This is a genomic window from Marinomonas polaris DSM 16579 (assembly GCF_900129155.1).
In the GTDB taxonomy this organism is placed as follows: Bacteria; Pseudomonadota; Gammaproteobacteria; order Pseudomonadales; family Marinomonadaceae; genus Marinomonas; species Marinomonas polaris.
The window spans coordinates 84,663-106,667 of the sequence record NZ_FQVF01000016.1; the positions used below are offsets into that span (position 1 = coordinate 84,663).

The window sequence follows — 22,005 nt, forward strand, 5'->3', positions numbered from 1 at the left end:
ATTGCTCACTGCCTTGTCGACAACCCAAAGAGGATGTCGAAAGGGAAGTGACAGCCGTTTCAACCTAACTCGACTGTGTACCCAGCCCTCTCGCTCTTTCCTCATCTTGTTTTCTTTGTGGTTGTTTCAGTGACTGAGTTTGGTTTGCTTAAAAAGCAACGCCGAATCTATGATGAAACATGGAGAAAACAATGAACAACCAACTAAAAACACCGCTATTTCGTAATCTATGCCTAGCTGGGGCCCTGGCATTTACAGCTTTAAATGGCAGTACCGTATTCGCTGCTGATGCAGTGAAGTTTCAGCTTGATTGGCTACCGGGTGGCGACAAAGCGCCGATTTATGTGGGTATCAAAAAAGGCTTTTTCAAAGACGCCGATTTAGACGTAACCGTTGCCAGCGGCCGTGGCTCCACCGACGCTATTAGCAAACTCGCCACTGGTAATGCCGATTTGGGATTGTCCGACCTAGTCGCACTGTTAATGGCAAAAGCTCAAAACGATGTGCCGGTTTCTGCGGTTTATTCGGTTTTCAGTAAAGCTCCCCATGCTTTCTTTGTTCCTTCTAACTCAGATATTAAGAGTGTCAAAGACGTCGCAGGAAAACGTATTGCAACCTCGCCTTATACTTCTTCAAATGTCTTCTTACCTTTGCTGTTAGACGTGAATGGCGTTGATCCAAGCAGCATAAAATTGATGAAAGCAGACGCTGGCGCCTTAAACCCAATGTTACTTTCCGGTAACACCGATGTGGTTATTTCGTGGGTAACTGACACGGTGATTTATCAACTACAAGCTAAAAGTGCAGGCCAAACCTTGCGAGTACTACCTTGGTATGATGCCGGATTAGAGTTTTACTCCACTTCTATCATTGCATCTGATCGCTTTCTCAATAAACATCCAGACACAACCAAACGCTTTGTTGCAGCCTATAAAAAAGCCATTGAATATACTTGGGAGCATCCAGAAGAAAGCGGGCGGATCGTTCATGACATGGTGCCAGAAGTCGATGCAAGCACTGCGACAGACACTATTAACTCAATCAAATCCTTAGTTTATAACGCAGTCAGCGATAAAGATGGCTACGGCGCATTTACCAAAGAACGACTCGCCACCACATGGAAATGGACAGCCAAAGCGCAGAACATTTCTGTCGACAGTTTTGATCCAGAGTCAGCTATAAATCGTCAATTTATTCCTTAATTAATACCATAATTTCATGAAATAGAAGACGTTTAAAAGGCCCATTTATTTGGGCTTTTTTATTGATTTTAAAAACATTTCGTATCATTTTACGCTAATATAGCCTGATTAAATAATAACAACAGAGGTCGATATGGACATAGGTCTGGCCAAGCATTTAAAACTCAATCAGTTGCGCTTGATTTCGGTCATTTCAGAGCATGGTCAACTTGGCATCGCTGCGGATGAAATGGCGATGACACAGCCTGCCGCGTCACGTATGTTAAGTGAAATTGAGCAAACCATTGGCACACGTTTATTTATTCGCCATGCCAAAGGCATGGAGCCAACACTGGTAGGTCAAGCTGTTGCACGTCGTGCGCACAATCTTCTGGTTGAGCTGCGAGATCTTGCCCGTGAAGTAGGCGAACTAAAAGAAGGCGGCGGCGGAACCACGGCCATCGGTGCAGTAACAGGCGCCGCAGTCGGCTTTGTAATTCCCGCTATCCAGCAATTGCGAGCCATCGCCCCAAAAGCCGAGATTGACATCAATGTTGATACCAGTGATATTTTGGTGCGGGATTTAATTGCCGGACATAATGACTTTGTCCTCGCGCGAATTCCCAAACAATACGATGCCAACGAGTTTGAAATTTACCCAGCTCGTACAGAATCCGTCACGCTAATGGTTCGCAAAGATCACCCATTGGCCAGTTTAGATACCGTCAAAATTCGCGACTTAGCGCACTTTGAATGGGTCATGCAATCTCACCGAGCACCAATACGTGAAGCGGTCGAAGCGGCCTTCATGGAAGAACGTGCCGAGCTGCCATTAAGCATCACCAACAGTACGTCTTTACTAGCCTTAATTGCCATTCTTGTGTCTTCCAATGCCATTGCACCTATCGCAAGAGAAGTGAGCGATTTGCTGACTGGTCATAAAGTACGTGCGGATCTAAGAGCACTCAAGCTAGACCGAAGAATTGTCATGAGCCCTTATTATTTATTGCAAATGCGCGGTCGCCAATTATCCCCTCTTGCCAACCAGCTCAAACGTTTGGTGCTTGCCGAGCTGGAACAAAAACCTACCAGCGCGTAAATAACTCGTTGTTAATCTTCTCGAAATAAACCACAAAAAAACTGAAAAAAAAGCGAGTCGGTTGCTTTCAAAACCGAACTCGCTTAACAACCCGCCTGGGCTTTCTTTCAATAAAAATCGATAAATCTCATTCAACACATAAGAACTAGCCAGCTAGATCTTTTGGTAACAATGCTTTTGGAATATTTTGGTAACAAACAGGACGCAAGAAACGACGAATCGACAAGGTGCCGACTGATGTTGCACCAAAGTTTGTCGACGCAGGATAAGGACCGCCATGCACCATGGTATCGTTCACTTCAACACCAGTAGGGAAACCATTCGCAAGCAAACGCCCTGCTTTACGTTCCAATACAGGCAAGAGTTTCTGACAAACAGCATAATCGCCTTCATCAAGGTGAATGGTGCACGTCAGCTGACCTTCCAAATGACGAGCAAGCTCGACCATTTGCTCAACACTGTCTGCTAAAACAACCAAGCCAAGAGGACCAAACACTTCGTGATGTAATGTTGGATGATCCAACCACGCTTGACCTGTTACCGTGAACAAGTTTGGTCGTGCGGTACGATCTTCTGTATCTGCCGTACGTAAAACTGACTGAATACCGGTTTTTTCTATCGCCACCACACCAGAACGATAAGCATCCGCAATACCATCAGTAAGCATGGTTTGTGCTGCGACTTCGGATAGAGCTGCACTCGCTGCTGCTATCATGGCTTTTGAGTCTGCGTTATCCAGCATCACCGCAATACCTGGGTTGGTACAAAACTGTCCAGCACCCATGGTTAATGAACCTGCCCAACCTTTGCCCAATTCTTCGGCACGATTTTTAACGGCTTCTGGCATCAAAAACATTGGGTTCACAGAACCCAGCTCACCAAAGAAAGGAATCGGTTCTGGACGTGCCGCACACAAATCAAACAAGGCACGACCGCCAGCCAAACTTCCAGTAAAGCCTACAGCTTTGATCAGCGGATGCTGTACTAACGCTTGTCCAACTTGACGGTTACCGCCTTGGATCAAGGAAAAAACGCCCGCTGGCATCTTGCAACGTTTTATCGCGGCTTCAACCGCTTGCGCCACAAGCTCGCCCGTTCCCGGATGAGCAGAATGTCCTTTCACCACAACAGGACAACCTGCCGCTAGAGCCGCTGCGGTATCGCCACCAGCTGTTGAAAACGCCAATGGAAAGTTAGACGCACCAAACACAGCAACTGGGCCGATAGGACGTTGTACCATGTACATATCTGGACGTGGCAATGGTGCGCGATCTGGCAAGGCTTCATCAAACCGACGATCTAAGTATTCACCTGATAAAATACGCTCAGCGAACAAACGAAGTTGCCCTGTTGTACGACCGCGTTCGCCTTGCAAGCGTGCTGCTGGCAAACCGGTTTCTTGTACGCCGACTTCAGTAATTTGATCGCCTAGCACATCGATTTCGTCAGCAATGGCATTTAGAAAAGCCGCGCGATCCTCACGAGAGGAATAGCCAAACGCCTCAAATGCTGCTTCGGCCGCTTCTACTGCCGCATCCACATCAGACACGCGACCAACGGCAAATTCATGAGAAGGTCCTGTAGCAGGCGTTGAAGAAAATGTTGCGTCGCCCTTTACCCATTTACCGGCAATAAAATGCTGTCCCGTTAACATACTCACTCCTCTCTTTAATAAATGAAATTCAACCCATTAAGTTAAGCTCTGAAGTAGCCTAGTGATGGCAAGCATCAAGCCCAAGGATGGGCGTTACGCCCCTCGCGGACAGGGATGTCCGTTGGGGCGGTGCTGCCATAACAAGGCAGGGTCAGACTTAAAAACTTAATTTAATGACTATCTTTTGGCACCGCAGCGCCTCGACAACCTTTTAAGAAGTCAAAATCGGCACCCGTATCAGCACCTTGTACGTGATCATGGAATAGTTTGATGTAACCACTTTTTGGTGGTTCCAAATGACTTTTCCAGTTTGCTAAACGTGTTGCCATTTCTTCATCGGAAATGTCCACATGAAGGCGGCGGTTTTCTACGTCTAGTTCAATCATGTCGCCATTTTGAATGACGGCCAATGGTCCACCAGCAGCAGCTTCTGGCGTAGTATGCAAAACCACGGTTCCATAAGCCGTTCCCGACATACGAGCATCAGAAATGCGTACCATGTCTTTAATGCCTTTGCGCAACACTTTTGGCGGCAAGCCCATGTTGCCAACTTCCGCCATACCTGGATAACCCTTTGGACCACAGTTCTTTAGCACCATGACACAGTTTTCATCTATATCCAAAGCTTCGTCATTGATCTTGGCTTTGTAGTCGTTAATGTCTTCAAAAACTACCGCTCTACCACGATGTTGCAATAAATGTGGTGACGCGGCAGAAGGTTTCAATACTGCACCTTGTGGCGCAAGATTGCCTTTCAATACAACAATACCGCCTTTTTGTGTCAGTGCTTTTTCAACTGGCAAAATAACGTCTGGGTTCCAGTTGCGAACCTCTTTCACTTCGTCCCAAATTGATTCACCGGACACAGTAATCGCGTCTTTATGCAGCTTGCCCGCTTCTGCCAAATGCTTGATTACGACTGGCAAACCACCTGCGTAGAAGAATTCTTCCATAAGGTATTTGCCTGACGGCATCAGGTTCACAATAGTGGCGATTTCTTGGCCTAATTTATCCCAATCATCTAGGGTTAAATCCACACCAACACGACCAGCAATAGCCAATAAGTGAATCACGGCATTGGTAGAACCACCAATCGCGCCATTGACACGAATCGCGTTTTCGAAGGCTTGGCGAGTCAAAATATCAGACGGTTTCAAATCGTCTTTAACCATATCAACAATACGACGACCAGTAAGGTGCGCCATGACACGACGGCGACTGTCTACCGCGGGAATTGCCGCGTTACCCGATAACGCCATGCCCAAAGCTTCAGCCATAGACGCCATGGTGCTAGCAGTGCCCATGGTGTTACAAGAACCTGCAGAGCGAGACATAGATTGCTCTGCCTCAAGGAAGTCTTCTTGGGTCATCTTGCCAGCTTTAATGTCTTCTGACATTTGCCACAGCGCCGTGCCAGATCCCACACGCTCGCCTCTGAAGTAGCCATTCAACATCGGGCCACCAGACACAACAATCGCTGGAATATCGACGCTACACGCACCCATAAGCAGCGCCGGTGTGGTTTTGTCACAACCTGCTAACAAGACAACACCATCAAGAGGATTCGCTCGTAAAGCTTCTTCGACGTCCATCGCCGCCATGTTGCGATACATCATCGCGGTAGGACGCAGTGAGCTTTCACCCACAGAGAACACAGGGAACTCTAGTGGCAAACCACCCGCTTCATAAATACCGTGTTTTACTCGATCAGCAAGATCACGAAGATGGGCGTTGCAAGGTGTAAGCTGCGACCAAGTATTACAAATGCCAATCACTGGACGACCATCAAATAAGTCCGCCGGCAAGCCTTGGTTTTTCATCCAGCTGCGGTGGTAAATATGATCACGTGAGGTACCGCCAAACCATTCGGTTGAACGTAATTTGCGGGGCCATGTTTTCGGTACGAACGTGCCTTTCTCAGAATCACTCATACCCAACCTCCATCAACGATAAAGTTTTGCGCCGAGCACATTGCCGCCGCATCGGACCCTAAAAACAGCGCCATATTGGCGATATGTTCAGGTAGCACCTTGCCTGTTAGGCATTGGCTTTGTTTAATTTTTTCTTCTGCCGCGTCATCAACCCACATGCGCAGTTGTTTTTCTGTCATCACCCAGCCAGGCACCAAGGTATTCACACGAATACCAGAGCCACCTAAATCACGAGCAAGGGATCGAGTTAAGCCATGAGTTGCCGCTTTGCTCGTGCCGTAAGTTGGATAACCTGCTGTCGCCATCATCCATCCCACAGAACCAAAATTGATAATCGAACCACCACCGAGTTTACGCATCATCGGCGCGACTGCTTGCGCGGCAAACATAGCGTGTTTGATGTTCACCCCAACCAGCTCATCAAAACGCTCTTCTGTCAGCGATTCCAAGGAATGGCGCACGTCGTTAGCTGCGTTATTCATCAATACAGAAATTGGCCCAAACGTCTCTGCGGCTGCACGGATTTTGCTTTGATAATCTTGAATATCAGTGATATCACACACTTCAAAGCGCACTTCAAAACCGTCTTTTTTAAGACGTTTGGCGAGCGCCGTGCCGGCTTTTTCATCCAAATCCACAAAGGCCGTTTTCGCGCCTTGCTTGGCATACGCTTCGACAATAGCAGCACCGATACCGGTTGCACCGCCAGAGATAAAGACCGAGCGATCTTTTAAATCTGGATAAACGGCGCTCTTTGTTTTATTCATAACGGCGCTACCTCGGTATCGAGTTCATCCGCTTTCGCCAAGGCATTGCGTAATGGCAGACCAAACGTAGGAGAGGAAATTTCAAAGACATCGCCTTCTTGTGCCTGAATACCATCGGCAAAAGACAAGGTTGCTGTGCCAAACATATGCACATGCAGATCGCCTGGCTGGCGGAAAATCGAATATTTGAAATGATGATGTTCTAAGTTTTTGAAGGTGTGCGACATATTGTCTTCACCTGATAAAAAGCCTTTTTCCCAAAGTGTTTTCTCACCGCGTTCAATGCGCGAATGACCATCGATGTGCATTGGCAATTCACCCACCAGCAACTCAGGACCAAACGCCGCTGGACGTAATTTCGAATGAGCTAGATACAAATAGTTTTGGCGCTCTGTTATGTGATCCGAAAATTCATTCGCCAAGGTGTAACCAAGACGATGTACTTTGCCGTCTTCGCCCACCAAGTAAAAGCCAGCGATCTCCGGCTCTTCACCGCCATCCAAAGCAAAGGATGGTGAAGGTAAGGCATCGCCTGGTGCGATCACGCCAGCGCCATTGCCTTTATAAAACCATTCTGGCTGAACACCTTCTTGACCGTCTTTCGGTTTGCCACCTTCAACGCCCATTTGGAAAATCTTCATCGAGTCCGTCAGCTCTTCGCTTTTCGCATGCATGGCATTACGAGTCGCGGCAGAACCTAGGTGCGTCAAACCAGTACCAGTCAAATACATGTGCGCTGGATCTGGGTGACGAACAGGGCAATCTAGCTGATTGTTCTTAGCAAGCTCTGCCAAATTCACCGACTCACCCAAGCCATGTTTTTCAATAATAGACTTCAGCGGCACGCCATTTTTAACGGCTTCTTTTGCGAGTTCGTAAACACTCGATGCGTAAAGAACAAGGTGTGCTTCGCCGCCTTCACGACACACCACACCACCTTGTTTAATTTGAGATAAAAACAACATAAATGACTCCTTAAGACGTTTTTTGTTTCTTAACGCGCTTTTTGTTTGTTGTAGACGTCGAAGATAACCGCAGCGAGCAATACCAAGCCCTTGATAACCTGCTGCCAATCAATCCCTATACCTAATATCGACATCCCGTTATTCATGACACCCATGATGAAGGCACCAATCACCGCTCCGATGACTTTACCAACGCCGCCCGACATGGAGGCACCACCGATAAACACGGCAGCAATAACATCTAATTCAAAACCAAAACCCGCTTTTGGCGTGGCAGTATTCAAACGTGCCGCGAAAATCAACCCAGCCAAGGCCGCCAACATGCCCATATTGGCGAAGGTCAAAAAGGTCAAACGTTCGGTATTGATACCTGACAATTTGGCAGCTTTTTCATTACCACCCAAAGCATAAATACGACGACCGATGGTGGTGCTGTTAGTCAAAAAGGTATAAATCGCAATCAGCACCGCCATCGACATCAGCACATTCGGCAAGCCTCGATAAGTACTTAATAAGTAAGACAAATAGATGATCGCAGCAGCAACTAATACGTTTTTAACGATGAAGAAAGAAAATGGTTCATCTTGAATACCGTACTTCAGTGCACGAGAGCGAGTACGAGCAGCCAAGAACAAAATTGCACTCGCCGCTAAGATACCAAGCACAAGCGCAGTAACATTCGGACGACCAACACCAAACACGTCAGGAATAAATCCGGTACTCAACAATTGGAAGCTTTTCGGGAAAGGCCCAACAGACTGACCTTCAAGCAATGCCAAGGTCAAACCACGGAACACCAACATGCCTGCCAAGGTGACGATAAAGGCTGGTATTTTCCAGTAGGCAATCCAGTAGCCTTGCAAACCACCGATAATCAAACCAACGACAAGACACACAGGCACGACAAGAATGGTCGGTAAGTCATAATTGACTGACATAACCGCCGCCAACGCACCGATGAAACCCGCCACAGAGCCTACCGATAAATCGATATGGCCGGCGACAATCACCAGCAACATACCAATAGCCATAATGATGATGTAGCTGTTCTGTAAAAATAAGTTGGTTAAGTTAACCGGACGCATTAAGGTGCCGTCGGTCAAAAATTGAAACATGCCCATGATGACAACAAGCGCGATCAACATACCGTAATCACGCATATGTGATTTCAGGTAGCTGGTAACAGACGGTGCCGCTTGTACCACAGTAGAGGTTTCTTTTGTTGTAGCCATTTTTATTGCTCCCGCTATTATTATTCTCGCCGTTATTATTGCTATCGCTAGGCTTTTACTATCATTGACATGATTTTTTCTTGGCTTGCATTGGCTTTGTCTAACTCGCCAACAAAACGCCCTTCATTCATCACGTAAATACGATCACACATGCCAAGCAACTCTGGCATCTCTGAAGAAATCATCACCACGCCTTTGCCATCATCAGCAAGCTGGTTGATGATGTTATAAATTTCGAACTTAGCGCCCACATCAATACCTCGGGTTGGCTCGTCTAGAATCAAAACGTCTGGCTGCGAATATAGCCACTTACTCAACACCACTTTTTGTTGATTACCGCCCGATAAGTTCATCACTTTTTGAAACACACTTGGTGTTCGAATGTTTAGTGCTTTGCGATAGTCTTCTGACACTTGGCGTTCGATGTTTTCATCGATCACACCATGGGAAGACACTCGGTTAAGATTTGCCAACGTGGTGTTGGTCTGAATGGTTTCTTCTAGAATCAAACCCAATTCTTTACGGTCTTCAGTCACGTACGCCAAGCCACTTTTTATGGCTTTTGGCACAGTAGACAAATCGGCGATTTCACCACGCAAACGCACTTCACCTTGGATATTTTTACCGTAGCTTTTACCAAACAAACTCATCGCCAACTCGGTGCGACCTGAACCCATTAAGCCTGCGATACCAACCACTTCTCCGGCGTGTACATTGAACTCAATGTTATGAATCATTTGGCGGTCTATTGCATCGGGATGCCATACATTCCAGCCACTGACTTCCATCATGGTTTTTCCTAGATGGCCTTCCCGCGCTGGATTGTTTCTTTGTGGATAACGGTCCGCCATATCACGGCCAACCATGTCGCGAATAATGTCTTCTTCACTGATATTTTGCGCATGACAATCCAGTGTAGATACAGAAGCGCCATCACGAATAACGGTTATGCTGTCTGCCACACGGCTGATTTCGTTCAACTTGTGGGTAATCAAGATAGAAGAGATACCTTGTGCTTTAAACTCCAATAACAAATCAAGCAACTTGGCGCTGTCGTTCTCTTGCAGTGCGGACGTTGGTTCGTCCAAAATTAATAATTTCACATCTTTAGCAAGGGCCTTGGCAATCTCAACGAGTTGCTGTTTGCCCACACCTAATTGACCCACTAAGGTCGATGGCGACTCTTTTAAGCCAACTTTTGCTAATAACGTTTGAGTACGAGAATAGGTTTTCGGCCAATTAATCACGCCACCTTCGACATTCTCATTACCTAAAAATAGATTCTCTGCGATCGATAAAAGCGGCACTAACGCTAACTCTTGATGAATAATAATGATGCCTTTTTCTTCGCTGTCCGTGATGCCGGAAAACGCGACAGTTTCATCATTAAAAAGAATATCGCCTTGATAACTTCCATGTGGATAAACCCCACTCAACACCTTCATGAGAGTTGATTTACCCGCGCCATTTTCACCCACTAAAGCGTGAATCTCGCCAGCACGAACTTTAAGGTTCACCGAGTCGAGGGCTTTTACTCCAGGAAACGTCTTGGTAATGCTGCGCATTTCCAAAATAATATTTTCCATAAAACATCCCATTAGCAGACGCGCTCTTGCCGTATCGACACACGGTCAACAACGCCTCCGCTGGTTTATTATTGTTGAATTAGGATAAATAAAAAGTTTTTAACAAAGAATTGGCAAGCGCAGTGGTCGTGCGCTTATTCGACCTGAGACTTCGTATAGTAGCCGCTACCTAGCAACACATCTTGCCAGTTGGATTTATCAACTGTTACAGGCTCAAGCAAATAACTAGGAATCACCTTGATGCCGTTGTCATAGGTTTTAGTGTCATTGATTTCAGGCTTCGCACCATTTAATACAGCTTGAACCATGCCTACCGTTACGTTGGCTAATTCACGCGTGTCTTTAAATATGGTGGAATATTGTTCACCTGCGATGATGGATTTCACTGATGGCACTTCTGCATCTTGACCCGTTACAATCGGCATTTTCATATTGCCAGAACCGTAACCTACACCTTTAAGTGACGACAAAATACCAATAGAAATACCATCATAAGGCGACAACACACCGTCTATGTGTTTCTTGGTGTAATGAGCAGACAACAAGTTATCCATACGTGCTTGAGCAGTCGCACCGTCCCAACGCAAGGTACCAACTTTGTCCATGCCCATTTGGCCAGAAACGACACTCACCTTGCCAGAATCGATCATCGGCTGAAGCACAGACATTGCACCGTTATAGAAGAAATAAGCGTTGTTATCGTCTGGAGAACCACCGAACAACTCGACGTTGTAAGGACCTTTACCACGTTTTTCCATGCCACTTACCAAAGACTTGGCTTGCAACACGCCGACTTTGAAGTTATCAAATGTCGCGTAGTAGCTCACATAAGGGCTGTTTTTAATCAAACGGTCATAGGAGATAACTTTAATACCCGCAGCATCGGCGTTTTCCAATGCGTTAGATAGAGTCGTACCATCAATCGCGGCGATGACTAATACATCGACACCTTTTACGATCATGTTTTCAATCTGGGAAAGCTGATTTGGAATTTCATCTTCTGCGTACTGTAGGTCAACTTTGTAACCAGCATCTTTGAAGAGTTTTACCATGGAGTCACCATCGGTGATCCAGCGAGCGGAAGACTTAGTTGGCATGGCAATACCAACATAACCATTCGCAGCCAAAGCACTAACGGAACTCAGCGCAGTGGCACCTAGTACTAAACCAGCAATGGTATTCTTTAGATAGTTCATTAGCTTCTCCTGTTACGGCCAAGCGAGCACCGTAAGGAACAAGCTTCAGGTGGCCATAGATTTTTTATGATTATTTTTTCGAGCCAATCAGGTCTTGAAAAACCTGTTATGCAGAGTAGGCAAAATGAACATACCAATCAAATAGAATAAATGTTGCTCTTCATATCATTTTTGATATGTTAATTTATTATGCGAGAACGAATATTTTGCAGCATTACGTGCTGCGCGGCTTAGACAAATTCCGTATGATAAAACTCCCCTTTACACATTCTTTAATTTAGAAGGAATCTATGGAATTCATTTGGATCTTATTCGCATTTGTATGCGGACTGGCCGTCAAGGTGATCAATTTACCGCCATTAATTGGTTTCTTATTAGCTGGTTTTTTACTTAACTATGCTGGTTTGGAACCAAGCAATACATTGGACTCCCTCGCCAATATTGGCATCACACTAATGCTGTTTAGTATCGGCTTGAAATTACATGTTAAAGACCTTCTAAAACGTGAAGTTTGGGCATCAACGCTAAGTCATATAGGAATAAGCACCATCCTATTTGCCGGGATTGCTTTGCTGCTTGGTACATTAAGCCTTCCATATTTTGGTGTGCTTGATTTTAAAACCGCCGCGCTTATCGGTTTCGCACTCAGTTTTTCCAGTACTGTTTGTATAATGAAACTGCTAGAAGAAAGTAGCGAACTAAAAACTCGCCATGGACAGTTATCTCTTGGCATTTTAGTTATGCAAGATATTGTAGCCGTAGTTTTTCTTGTGGCTGCTACCGGTAAAGTGCCTTCTATCTGGGCGCTGGGGTTATTTGGCTTGCTACTGATTCGTCCGATTATCAATAAAATCGTCGACAAAGCTGGTCACGGGGAAATGCTGCCATTAACAGGTCTTTTTCTTGCGCTAGGTGGCTATGAACTGTTTTACCTTGTTGGTGTAAAGGGCGACTTAGGCGCACTAATCTTCGGTATTTTATTAGCGTCACACCCCAAAGCCGCAGAAATGAATAAGTCGCTAATGAATTTCAAGGACTTGTTTTTAATTGGTTTTTTCTTGTCCATCGGCTTCACCGCATTACCCACATTAAGCATGGTCGGCATGAGCCTAATCATTACTTTAGTGATTCTGGTGAAGTTCGCACTCTTCTTCGTATTAATGACAAAAATGAAACTGCGCGGCCGAACTTCATTTTTATCATCGATCATTCTTTCTAACTACAGTGAATTTGGCTTAATTGTCGTTGCACTGAGTGTGGCAAACGGCTGGTTAGAAAAAGAATGGCTTGTCGTATTAGCATTGGCAGTGTCTTTCTCCTTCGTGATCACAAGCGTGCTTTATCGCAACGTTCACCGTATGTACCGGAAAAACAAAGACATCATTCGCCGTTTTGAAAGCGCAGATTGTTTATCCGAAGATATCTTCGTACAACCTGTAAACAGTGACATTCTCGTGGTGGGCTTAGGTCGAGTTGGACGCGGGGCATTTGACTCTTTAAAAGGTTTGGTGGGTGACACCGTCGCTGGAATGGATGCGGATCGTAATCGTATTAACCAAATGCAAGCGGCTAAAGAAAATGTATTCTACGGCGACGGTGAAGATGCGGATTTGTGGGAACGTTTGGACACGTCTCGAATTGAGCTCGTTTTGTTGGCATTGCCTGCAACAGAAGACACGACCAATGTCGCCATACAGCTGCGTAAAGCCAACTACACTGGACAAATCGCTGCTATTGCTCGCTATCAAGATGAAAGAGAAATCCTCATCAACAGCGGCATAGACAACGTCTTCAACTTCTACACCGAAGCCGGTACAGGTTTCGCTGAAGAGAGTTTGGCACTTATTCGACCACTAGAAAGCGCCGTAGCTGCCTAGCTATTTCAAAGCTGGGCTATTATAAAGCTCTAGAAGATAAGACTAAAAACGCGGTGCCGTTAACATGGCTCCGCGTTTTTTATTGACTCTATTTATACAGACCTAGCTTCGTCTATCTTGGCTTTCACCGCTTCGGCTTTTTCCGTCAGTTCTGAATAGAGTCTGATGTCGCCACCGCGTTGGGCTTGCATGGCTTTTTCTAGTAACTCGCCATATTCTTTGTCGAGCTTTTTAATCGGGTCGGACTTTAGAAAAGAAAACATAATTAGCCTATGGTTATGAGTTTATGGAGTTAATACGACGCAGACTGAGATTTAGATCGTTTTAACGTTACAAATCATCAAAACAAAAACGCCAACCAGACGAAATCTGATTGGCGCTTTGACTAAAAACTACAAGGTTTCGAGCGAAGCAGTCGCGCTTAGACGTCTAGGAAATCCATAATCCCTTCAGCAGCCTTACGACCTTCATCAATAGCCGTTACTACTAGGTCAGAACCACGCACCATGTCGCCACCAGCAAAGATTTTTTCGTTGGTAGTTTGGAACATGAATTTGCCTTTCTTCGGTGCAACGACACGACCACGAGCGTCGGTTTCGATACCGAATTTTTCGAACCAAGGCGCAGGGCTAGCTTGGAATCCAAAGGCAATCAATACGGTGTCTGCAGGAATGATCTGCTCGCTACCTTCAACAATCTCAGCGGTACGACGGCCGTTTTCGTCAGGCGCGCCCATTTGAGTCTCAACAACCTTGATGCCTTCCACTTTGCCGTTACCAATGATTTCCACTGGCTGACGGTTGAAAAGGAACTGTACGCCCTCTTCTTTCGCGTTTTGCACTTCTTTACGAGAACCCGGCATGTTTTCTTGGTCTCGACGGTAAGCACAAGTAACACTTTTCGCACCTTGACGAATCGCAGTACGGTTACAGTCCATCGCTGTATCACCACCACCCAAGACAACCACTTGCTTGCCTTTTAGGTTCACGTAATCAGCAGCATCTTCTTCGAAGTCTAGGCAATGGTTAACGTTAGAAATCAGGTAATCCAAGGCATCGTGAACACCCGGAAGATCTTCACCTGGGAAGCCGCCTTTCATGTATTTATAAGTACCCATGCCTAAAAACACTGCATCGTACTCTGCCAATACGTGTTCGAATGGCACGTCATCACCAACAGAAGTTCCGAGAACAAACTCAACGCCCATCTCTTCAAAAATTTCACGACGACGTGTCATGACGCTTTTTTCCAGTTTGAATTCTGGAATACCAAACGTCAGCAAGCCACCGATTTCTGGGTACTTATCAAATACCACAGGCTTGATACCGTTACGCACCAAAACATCTGCACAAGCAAGACCTGCAGGACCCGCACCAACGATAGCAACCGTTTTGTTAACCGGTACTACGTTAGACATATCAGGACGCCAGCCCAAAGCAAAAGCCGTATCTGTGATGTATTTTTCAACAGAACCGATCGTCACCGCACCAAAGCCACCTTCGCCAAGCGTACAAGCGCCTTCACAAAGACGATCTTGTGGACAAACGCGACCACAGACTTCTGGCAAAGAGTTGGTTTGATGACTCAACTCAGCCGCTTCTAAAATGCTACCTTCACTCACCAGCCTCAGCCAGTTTGGAATGTAGTTATGTACTGGGCATTTCCACTCACAATAAGGGTTGCCGCACTCTAGACAGCGGTGTGCTTGATCTTTCGCACCCACTTCTTCGAATGGTTTATAAATTTCGACGAATTGCGCCTTACGAGTAATTAAAGGCTTTTTCTTAGGATCCTTACGGTCCACTTCGACGAATTGAAATACGTTGTTCAAGCGCTCAGACATAAGCTGCTATCTCCTCGGCCGCCTGTAAACAGACAGCGCTTCTCTCAAATGGGTCAGACTGATTCGTTCACAGCGCTTAGTTTGTTTCATTACAAACCAAGCGCCATAACAGCGTGTTTTATTCCGGACGTTGACGAGTGTTTGCCAATAGCGCGCCTAAACTCGCGGCTTTTGGTTTGACTAGCCAGAACTTACCAATGTAGTCATAGAAGTTTTCTAGGATCTCATGGCCCCATTCGCTGTCAGTTTCTCGGACGTATTCTTCGATCACAGAGCGAAGGTGTGAACGATACTCTTCCGTCAATTCCGTACCGATACGGTGAATTTCCACCAATTCGTGGTTGTACTTATCTACGAAGGTACGGTCTAAATCGAGTACGTAAGCGAAACCGCCAGTCATACCCGCACCAAAGTTGTAACCCGTATTGCCAAGCACAGTTACCATACCGCCAGTCATGTATTCACAGCAGTGGTCGCCTGCGCCTTCGATAACCGTATGAGTACCTGAGTTACGTACTGCAAAACGTTCACCAGCAGTACCTGCGGCAAACAATTTACCGCCTGTCGCACCGTACAAACACGTATTACCGATAATGGCAGAATCTTGTGATTTGAAAACAGATCCTTTCGGAGAACGAATAACCAGTTTGCCACCTGTCATACCTTTACCAACGTAATCGTTAGCATCGCCTTCTAGGTACATATTCAAACCGCCTGCGTTCCATACACCAAAACTCTGACCAGCCGTACCAGTCAATTTCAATGTTAATGGCACATCAGACATACCTTGGTTACCGTAACGTTTCGCAATTTCACCAGACAAACGCGCACCGATAGAACGGTCACAGTTGGTCACCTCAAAAGTAAACTCGCCACCTTCTTTTTCTTCAATCACGTCTTTAACTGTGTCCCACATTTTCAAAGCCAATAGGCCTTTATCGTGCGGCGGGTTAAATGGCGTCTGACAGTATTGAGCTTTGTCTGCAGGGATCGCATCGTTTTTCAAGATCGGTGATAGATCTAAATTACGTTGCTTATCCGTTTCACCCGGCAAGATAGCTAACAGGTCTGTACGACCAATCAAATCTTGCAGGCTTGCAACACCAAGTTTCGCTAACCATAGGCGCGTATCTTCTGCCATAAAGCGGAAGAAGTTTTTAATCATATCTACGGTGCCGATGAAATGTTCATCACGTAGCATTTGATCCTGAGTCGCTACACCAGTCGCACAGTTGTTCAAGTGACAAATACGCAAGAACTTACAACCCATGGCAACCATTGGCGTGGTACCAAAACCAAAGCTTTCTGCACCAAGAATCGCCGCTTTCACCACATCCAAACCAGTTTTTAAACCACCGTCTGTTTGAAGGCGAATTTTGCCGCGAAGATCGTTAGAACGAAGTGCTTGTTGCGCTTCCGCTAAACCTAACTCCCAAGGCGAACCCGCATGGCGAATAGATGTAATTGGCGATGCAGCAGTACCACCGTCGTAACCAGAGATAGTGATCAAATCCGCATAAGCTTTCGCAACACCCGCGGCAATCGTCCCAACGCCCGGTTCAGAAACCAGTTTCACCGACACCAAAGCGTCTGGGTTAACTTGTTTCAAATCGAAAATCAGCTGCGCCAAATCTTCGATAGAATAAATATCGTGATGTGGTGGCGGCGAAATCAAGGTAACACCTGGAACTGCATAACGTAGACGAGCGATTAAGCCGTTTACTTTACCGCCAGGCAGCTGGCCACCTTCACCCGGTTTTGCACCTTGTGCGACTTTAATCTGTAGCACTTCAGCGTTAACCAAATATTCTGGTGTGACACCAAAGCGGCCAGACGCGATTTGCTTGATCTTAGAGCGACGCTCAGTACCGTGACGAGCTGGATCTTCACCACCCTCACCAGAGTTAGATCGACAGCCTAATTCGTTCATCGCTTGAGCTAGAGCCTCGTGTGCCTCTGGAGACAAAGCACCCAAAGACATACCCGCTGAATCGAAGCGAGGTAGAATATCTTCAATAGATTCCACTGTGTCTAACGGAATGGCTTTCGCTTTGTCAGACAAAGTAAACAAGTCACGCAACATAGACGCTGGACGGTTGTTCACTAGCTCTGTGTATTTGGTGAAATCTTCAAAGCGACCACTGCCCACTGCAGTTTGCAAATTGCGAACTACGTCTGGGTTAAACGCATGGTATTCCGCTTCATGGACGTATTTTAGGTAACCGCCCTGTTGAATAGGTTTACGCAATTTCCACGCATTGCTTGCGATGGATTCTTGATCCTTTTGGAAATCTTCAAAGCGTGCGCCTTTAATACGGCTTGGAACACCTTTGAAACATAGATCGACTACTTTCGTGTCCAAACCAACTGCTTCAAATAACTGCGCACCACGGTATGAGGCAATCGTCGAAATGCCCATCTTAGAGATAATTTTCATCAGGCCTTTGTTAATACCTTTACGGTATTTAACGTGGCAAGCAATTGGGTCACCCAAGACTTCGCCTTTATCAATCATGTCGTTGATTAAACGATAAGAAAGATACGGATAAACCGCTGTTGCACCAAAGCCTAATAGTACAGCAAATTGATGAGGATCACGGGCAAAGCCGGTGTCAGCGATGATGTTGGAATCACAACGCAAACCTTGCTTAGACAAATAATGATGCACCGCACCTACCGCCATAGGCGAAGGAATAGGCAAATGGCCTTTTGCTATATCACGGTCAGTCAATACAACAATCACGGCACCATTACGTACCACTTCTTCCGCTTTCAATCGCAAGTTTTTAATCGCTTGCTCAAGAGAAACTTCTTCTGGGTTGTAATTGGTATTTAGACGAACCAAACGGAAACGATGATCATCTAACGCTAACAAACGGCTGTATTTACGTGGTGACAATACAGGCGATGACAAGATAATACGGTTTGCGTGTTTTGGCGTTTCTTCAAATAAGTTACGTTCCACACCAATACAAGTTTCCAACGACATGACAACAGATTCACGTAATGGATCTATTGGTGGATTAGTTACCTGTGCAAACTTCTGACGGAAATAATCTGTCACTGGGCGAGTCTGGCTAGACATAACCGCCATCGGCGTGTCATCACCCATAGAACCTACTGCCTCATGACCGCTTTCTGCCAATGGACGGAAAATTTGCTCGCGTTCTTCAAAAGACACTTGGAACATCTTCTGATAGGTCAGCATTTCTTCTTTGGTGAAAGGTTCAAACTCTAGAGAAGATTCTTCCAACAAAGATTCGATGCGAATCGCTTCCTGCTTCAACCATTTTTTGTATGGGTGCATGGATTTAAGGCGATTATCGATGTCATCCGTGTGCAGCACTTTGCCGTTTTGCGTATCAATTACCAACATTTGGCCAGGACCTACACGGCCTTTTGACACAACATCTTCTGACTTGTAGCCGTAAGTACCGACTTCAGAAGCAAGCGTAATAAAGCCGTTTTTAGTAATGACCCAACGAGCAGGACGCAAACCGTTACGATCAAGCATACAAATAGCATGACGTCCGTCGGTCATTACCAAACCAGCTGGGCCGTCCCAAGGATCCATGTGCATAGAGTTGTACTGGTAGAAAGCACGCAACTCTGGATCCATGTTTTCAACGTTTTGCCACGCTGGTGGAATGATCAAACGCGCAGCGCGGAAAATATCCACGCCACCAGTTACCAAAACTTCCAACATGTTATCCATGGAAGAAGAGTCAGAACCCGTTAAGTTAACAATAGGCTGAAGGTCTTGTAGTTCAGGAATCAAAGGCGTGCGTAGCTTGCTGCTACGAGCCAATGCCCAGTTACGGTTACCTTCGATGGTATTGATCTCACCGTTGTGAGCAAGCATGCGGAACGGTTGTGCCAAAGGCCACTTAGGAAGCGTATTAGTAGAGAAACGTTGGTGGAAAACACAAATCGCTGTTTGCATTTTTTCGTTGCCCAAATCTTTATAAAAGAAAGGCAAGTCCACTGGCATCATCAAACCTTTGTATGCCAATACTTTGTCAGACAAAGAACAGATGTAGAAGTTTTCGTATTGCGCTAACGCGATTTCAGTTTGGCGACGAGCGACAAACAAACGTGTTGCGAAAGTACGGGCATCCATACGGTTGCTATCAACAAATACTTGCTCGATACGAGGCAAGCAATCCATCGCGATAACACCAAGGCAAGACGCATCGATTGGCACTTCACGCCAACCCACTACATTCAAACCCTCATCAGTCAATTTTTTCGTCAAAGTTTCACGTTGCTCACTTGCAAGCGCGTCATCTTGATCAAGAAACACCATGCCGATGCCATAAAGGTCAGACAAGGTGTGATTAAATAAAGCGTGTGCTTCACCACGTAAAAATAGATCCGGCTTTTGGATAAGAAGACCACAGCCGTCACCTGTTTTGCCATCAGCGGCGATGCCGCCACGGTGTGTCATACATGTCAAAGATTCAATGGCTGTCTTAAGTAATTCATGGCTAGTATTGCCTTCCATGTGAGCAATTAAGCCAAAGCCACAGTTGTCTTTGAACTCGCCAGGACGATAAAGGCCTGCATTCATACACCAACTCCCACAGTTGAAACGTAAAAAATAAAATTAGATATAAATTCGATTATCAAGTGGCTGGGCTAAAAAGCGAAAGCGTGAAAGAACTCGCTTCGAGAATGACTATCATCTACCCAAAATACCACCGAAATGGATGATCATACTACTCTGCCGAAGAGCACTACTCAAACGAGCATAGGCCTGACTTATGTTATTTTGGCGCTTTTTATAGGAGTTTTAGCGGCAAATAGCGAGGACTTAGAGAATTATCTATGGCTGGAGTTTTTCCAAACAGAAAATTCCACTGTTCATTCATGTTTTTCAGGGAATTACAGTGATTTTTACTAAATTGAGAGGTTTGCTATACAAAAGCCTCACAAAAAGAGGATTTGATGGCATTTTATACGCTTTGAATCAGAAGAAAACTCGGTATTGTCGAGATAAAACATAAACTGCAAACGTAAAATAGCATGAGATGCTTTGCACAAAGTCACGAACGAAGCTAAAGACTAGACAAAGGTCTCAGCAGATATCACTGAGCTTTCTTAATATCATCCTGAATACCACGAGCACTTCGCGCCCAAGGATTAAGGTCACGAATATCTTTAGGAAGAGATTCCGCTGCAGCTATCGCTTCGCTACGATTACGATAAGAACCATAAACCACGACAAACCAATCCTTGCCATTATGTTTTGACTTAAAATAACCAAAGGCATCCACACCGCCTTGATCACGAATAAAGTCCTGCACGGTTCCTTTATTGTGTGTTCCTAATAGCTGTAAGGTATAACGGTTTGGATTCTGGGATAGCCACCATTCCGTCTTATCAAAACGGTCTTGTGAGACTTTTAGGTTGGTTTGTTCATTTTTAGTTGGCACCATTTTAGTTGGTGCATCAACAGTAGGAGCGGCTTGCGCTAAAGGCGCCTCTGCACGAATAGGTGCAGTAGAAATAGCTGGAGTCATCATAGATGTAGCATTCGGCTGCTCAATAGATGGAGCATTAGACATACTTATCGCAGGCAATGAAGAAGTACCAGCTGGGATAGGTGGAAGTATAATTTCACCTTCTTGGCCGATCTTACGCTGCATAGCATCAATGCGCGCAATCGTCTCCGCTGAGGATTGCCCCTGCCGTGAACTTAAAGGAATAACATTACTGGTTCTATCGGCCGTCGATGTCGAAGGCTTATCAGACTGTTTATCAGAGAATAATACCGCGACTAAAATGCCAAGCATAACCACGGAAAGCAGCGCCATATGCGCCAAAGGGAATCCCACCGCAAGGTTAAAGCGCATACCCGATTTTGGTGGCTTATCGCCATTGCCCATCATTGCTTGAGCAAGCTGGTTAATTCGACCTGGGTAACCACCAGACTCTTGATAAATTTGTTTCACTTGCTTGTCATTAAACGGCAAATTAATCCCGCCGCCAACCGCGCGTACACGATGCAATAAGTAAGCACGTGTTTGCTCTAATGAATAAGGCGCTAAGGTAAATGAATGACTTAGTTGTTCATAACGAGAGCGCTGATAAGCATCAAGGTTACGTGATAAAGAGTATTCGCTGAACAACACAATATGAGGAACGGTTTGATTTTCAGTCGCCAATGACATCATGTCTAGCAGCATGCTCACCGCATCTGTGTTTAGCTCTTGGGCATTATCAATTAACACCAATGCCGCTTGGCCTTTCTCATCTAAATCATGAGAAAATTTAAGCAAAGGGCCGAAGGTGGTTTCATTCGGAGGTTGTGTGAAATGACTAGCAAAACCAGCATATATAGCTTGTAGCAATTGCCCTGCCGTCATCAGCATAGTCGCTTTAACGTGACTAACAACAGTGGTGTCATCTTGATGACGAGCAAATTCCATCAAAAAACGACTTTTACCACTGCCTTGTGGCCCTTGAACCACAGACAGTAAACTACTGTAGCGACTCAAATGCTCAAGCAAAGCCAGTTGCTGATTACCTTCTTCAGACGCAAAATAAAGCGATGCATCCTTCGAGCCAAAAGGATCCCTCAGCGTTGCTTTTGGGGGCTGATTAAGCGCATCCTCTAGATCAAACTGAAAGTCTGGCTTAGACATAGTCGTCCTTCAACATTAAATAACTAA

14 protein-coding genes are annotated in these 22,005 nt (G+C 45.6%); 3 read left to right on the forward strand and 11 right to left on the reverse strand.

Annotated elements, in window-relative coordinates; all coding sequences use genetic code 11:
• Window positions 1-191: 191 nt before the first annotated feature.
• Window positions 192-1,202 (forward strand): ABC transporter substrate-binding protein, encoded by a 1,011-nt coding sequence (locus BUA59_RS16650; protein WP_072840810.1) that lies wholly within the window; start codon window positions 192-194, stop codon window positions 1,200-1,202.
• Window positions 1,203-1,335: 133 nt separating this feature from the next.
• Window positions 1,336-2,280, forward strand: a complete 945-nt coding sequence (locus tag BUA59_RS16655; RefSeq protein WP_072840811.1) for a LysR family transcriptional regulator — start codon at window positions 1,336-1,338, stop codon at window positions 2,278-2,280.
• Between the two features lie 145 nt (window positions 2,281-2,425).
• On the opposite strand, the gene BUA59_RS16660 is transcribed toward BUA59_RS16655, so the two are convergent.
• The 7 genes from BUA59_RS16660 to chvE all read right to left on the reverse strand — a co-directional run bounded on the left by BUA59_RS16660 (window position 2,426) and on the right by chvE (window position 11,611).
• Window positions 2,426-3,934, reverse strand: a complete 1,509-nt coding sequence (locus BUA59_RS16660; protein WP_072840812.1) for an aldehyde dehydrogenase (NADP(+)) — start codon at window positions 3,932-3,934, stop codon at window positions 2,426-2,428.
• Window positions 3,935-4,104: 170 nt separating this feature from the next.
• Window positions 4,105-5,865 carry an L-arabinonate dehydratase gene (gene araD, locus BUA59_RS16665; RefSeq protein WP_072840813.1) on the reverse strand — a complete coding sequence of 587 codons (1,761 nt, stop codon included), beginning with the start codon at window positions 5,863-5,865 and terminating at the stop codon, window positions 4,105-4,107.
• Window positions 5,862-6,632, reverse strand: coding sequence for an SDR family NAD(P)-dependent oxidoreductase (locus BUA59_RS16670; protein WP_072840814.1), 771 nt, complete (start codon window positions 6,630-6,632; stop codon window positions 5,862-5,864). The genes araD and BUA59_RS16670 overlap by 4 nt, the downstream gene beginning before the upstream one ends.
• Window positions 6,629-7,597: an AraD1 family protein gene (gene araD1, locus BUA59_RS16675; RefSeq protein WP_084122494.1), complete on the reverse strand. Its 969-nt coding sequence runs from the start codon at window positions 7,595-7,597 to the stop codon at window positions 6,629-6,631. The genes BUA59_RS16670 and araD1 overlap by 4 nt, the downstream gene beginning before the upstream one ends.
• 29 nt (window positions 7,598-7,626) lie before the next feature.
• A complete protein-coding gene (gene mmsB, locus BUA59_RS16680) occupies window positions 7,627-8,829 on the reverse strand; it encodes a multiple monosaccharide ABC transporter permease (protein ID WP_072840815.1) in 1,203 nt (400 codons plus the stop codon).
• A gap of 47 nt (window positions 8,830-8,876) precedes the next feature.
• The gene (gene mmsA, locus BUA59_RS16685; protein WP_072840816.1) at window positions 8,877-10,415 is read right to left on the reverse strand and encodes a multiple monosaccharide ABC transporter ATP-binding protein; all 1,539 of its coding nucleotides are present in this window, start codon (window positions 10,413-10,415) and stop codon (window positions 8,877-8,879) included.
• A 134-nt stretch (window positions 10,416-10,549) separates the two neighbouring features.
• The gene (chvE, locus tag BUA59_RS16690) at window positions 10,550-11,611 is read right to left on the reverse strand and encodes a multiple monosaccharide ABC transporter substrate-binding protein (RefSeq protein ID WP_072840817.1); all 1,062 of its coding nucleotides are present in this window, start codon (window positions 11,609-11,611) and stop codon (window positions 10,550-10,552) included.
• A 290-nt stretch (window positions 11,612-11,901) separates the two neighbouring features.
• Between chvE and BUA59_RS16695 the strand changes: the two genes are divergently transcribed.
• Window positions 11,902-13,488, forward strand: coding sequence for a cation:proton antiporter family protein (locus BUA59_RS16695; protein WP_072840818.1), 1,587 nt, complete (start codon window positions 11,902-11,904; stop codon window positions 13,486-13,488).
• A 92-nt stretch (window positions 13,489-13,580) separates the two neighbouring features.
• Here BUA59_RS16695 and BUA59_RS23675 read toward each other — a convergent pair whose 3' ends face one another.
• From BUA59_RS23675 to BUA59_RS16710, 4 genes are all read right to left on the reverse strand, one after another.
• Complete coding sequence (locus BUA59_RS23675) at window positions 13,581-13,751, reverse strand: DUF6435 family protein (protein WP_139248905.1); 171 nt, start codon at window positions 13,749-13,751, stop codon at window positions 13,581-13,583.
• A gap of 158 nt (window positions 13,752-13,909) precedes the next feature.
• The gene (locus tag BUA59_RS16700; protein WP_072840819.1) at window positions 13,910-15,331 is read right to left on the reverse strand and encodes an FAD-dependent oxidoreductase; all 1,422 of its coding nucleotides are present in this window, start codon (window positions 15,329-15,331) and stop codon (window positions 13,910-13,912) included.
• Between the two features lie 118 nt (window positions 15,332-15,449).
• The gene (gene gltB, locus BUA59_RS16705; RefSeq protein WP_072840820.1) at window positions 15,450-19,901 is read right to left on the reverse strand and encodes a glutamate synthase large subunit; all 4,452 of its coding nucleotides are present in this window, start codon (window positions 19,899-19,901) and stop codon (window positions 15,450-15,452) included.
• 517 nt (window positions 19,902-20,418) lie between these two features.
• Window positions 20,419-21,978: an SPOR domain-containing protein gene (locus BUA59_RS16710; protein ID WP_072840821.1), complete on the reverse strand. Its 1,560-nt coding sequence runs from the start codon at window positions 21,976-21,978 to the stop codon at window positions 20,419-20,421.
• Window positions 21,979-22,005 lie beyond the last annotated feature (27 nt).

Coding starts and splice junctions, on each gene's coding strand:
- BUA59_RS16655 (WP_072840811.1), top strand. CDS start 1,336: ATGGACATAGGTCTGGCCAAGCATTTAAAACTCAATCAGTTGCGCTTG.
- mmsA (WP_072840816.1), bottom strand. CDS start 10,415: ATGGAAAATATTATTTTGGAAATGCGCAGCATTACCAAGACGTTTCCT.
- BUA59_RS23675 (WP_139248905.1), bottom strand. CDS start 13,751: ATGTTTTCTTTTCTAAAGTCCGACCCGATTAAAAAGCTCGACAAAGAA.
- BUA59_RS16650 (WP_072840810.1), top strand. CDS start 192: ATGAACAACCAACTAAAAACACCGCTATTTCGTAATCTATGCCTAGCT.
- BUA59_RS16695 (WP_072840818.1), top strand. CDS start 11,902: ATGGAATTCATTTGGATCTTATTCGCATTTGTATGCGGACTGGCCGTC.
- BUA59_RS16700 (WP_072840819.1), bottom strand. CDS start 15,331: ATGTCTGAGCGCTTGAACAACGTATTTCAATTCGTCGAAGTGGACCGT.
- BUA59_RS16710 (WP_072840821.1), bottom strand. CDS start 21,978: ATGTCTAAGCCAGACTTTCAGTTTGATCTAGAGGATGCGCTTAATCAG.
- mmsB (WP_072840815.1), bottom strand. CDS start 8,829: ATGGCTACAACAAAAGAAACCTCTACTGTGGTACAAGCGGCACCGTCT.
- BUA59_RS16670 (WP_072840814.1), bottom strand. CDS start 6,632: ATGAATAAAACAAAGAGCGCCGTTTATCCAGATTTAAAAGATCGCTCG.
- gltB (WP_072840820.1), bottom strand. CDS start 19,901: ATGAATGCAGGCCTTTATCGTCCTGGCGAGTTCAAAGACAACTGTGGC.
- araD (WP_072840813.1), bottom strand. CDS start 5,865: ATGAGTGATTCTGAGAAAGGCACGTTCGTACCGAAAACATGGCCCCGC.
- BUA59_RS16660 (WP_072840812.1), bottom strand. CDS start 3,934: ATGTTAACGGGACAGCATTTTATTGCCGGTAAATGGGTAAAGGGCGAC.
- araD1 (WP_084122494.1), bottom strand. CDS start 7,597: ATGTTGTTTTTATCTCAAATTAAACAAGGTGGTGTGGTGTGTCGTGAA.
- chvE (WP_072840817.1), bottom strand. CDS start 11,611: ATGAACTATCTAAAGAATACCATTGCTGGTTTAGTACTAGGTGCCACT.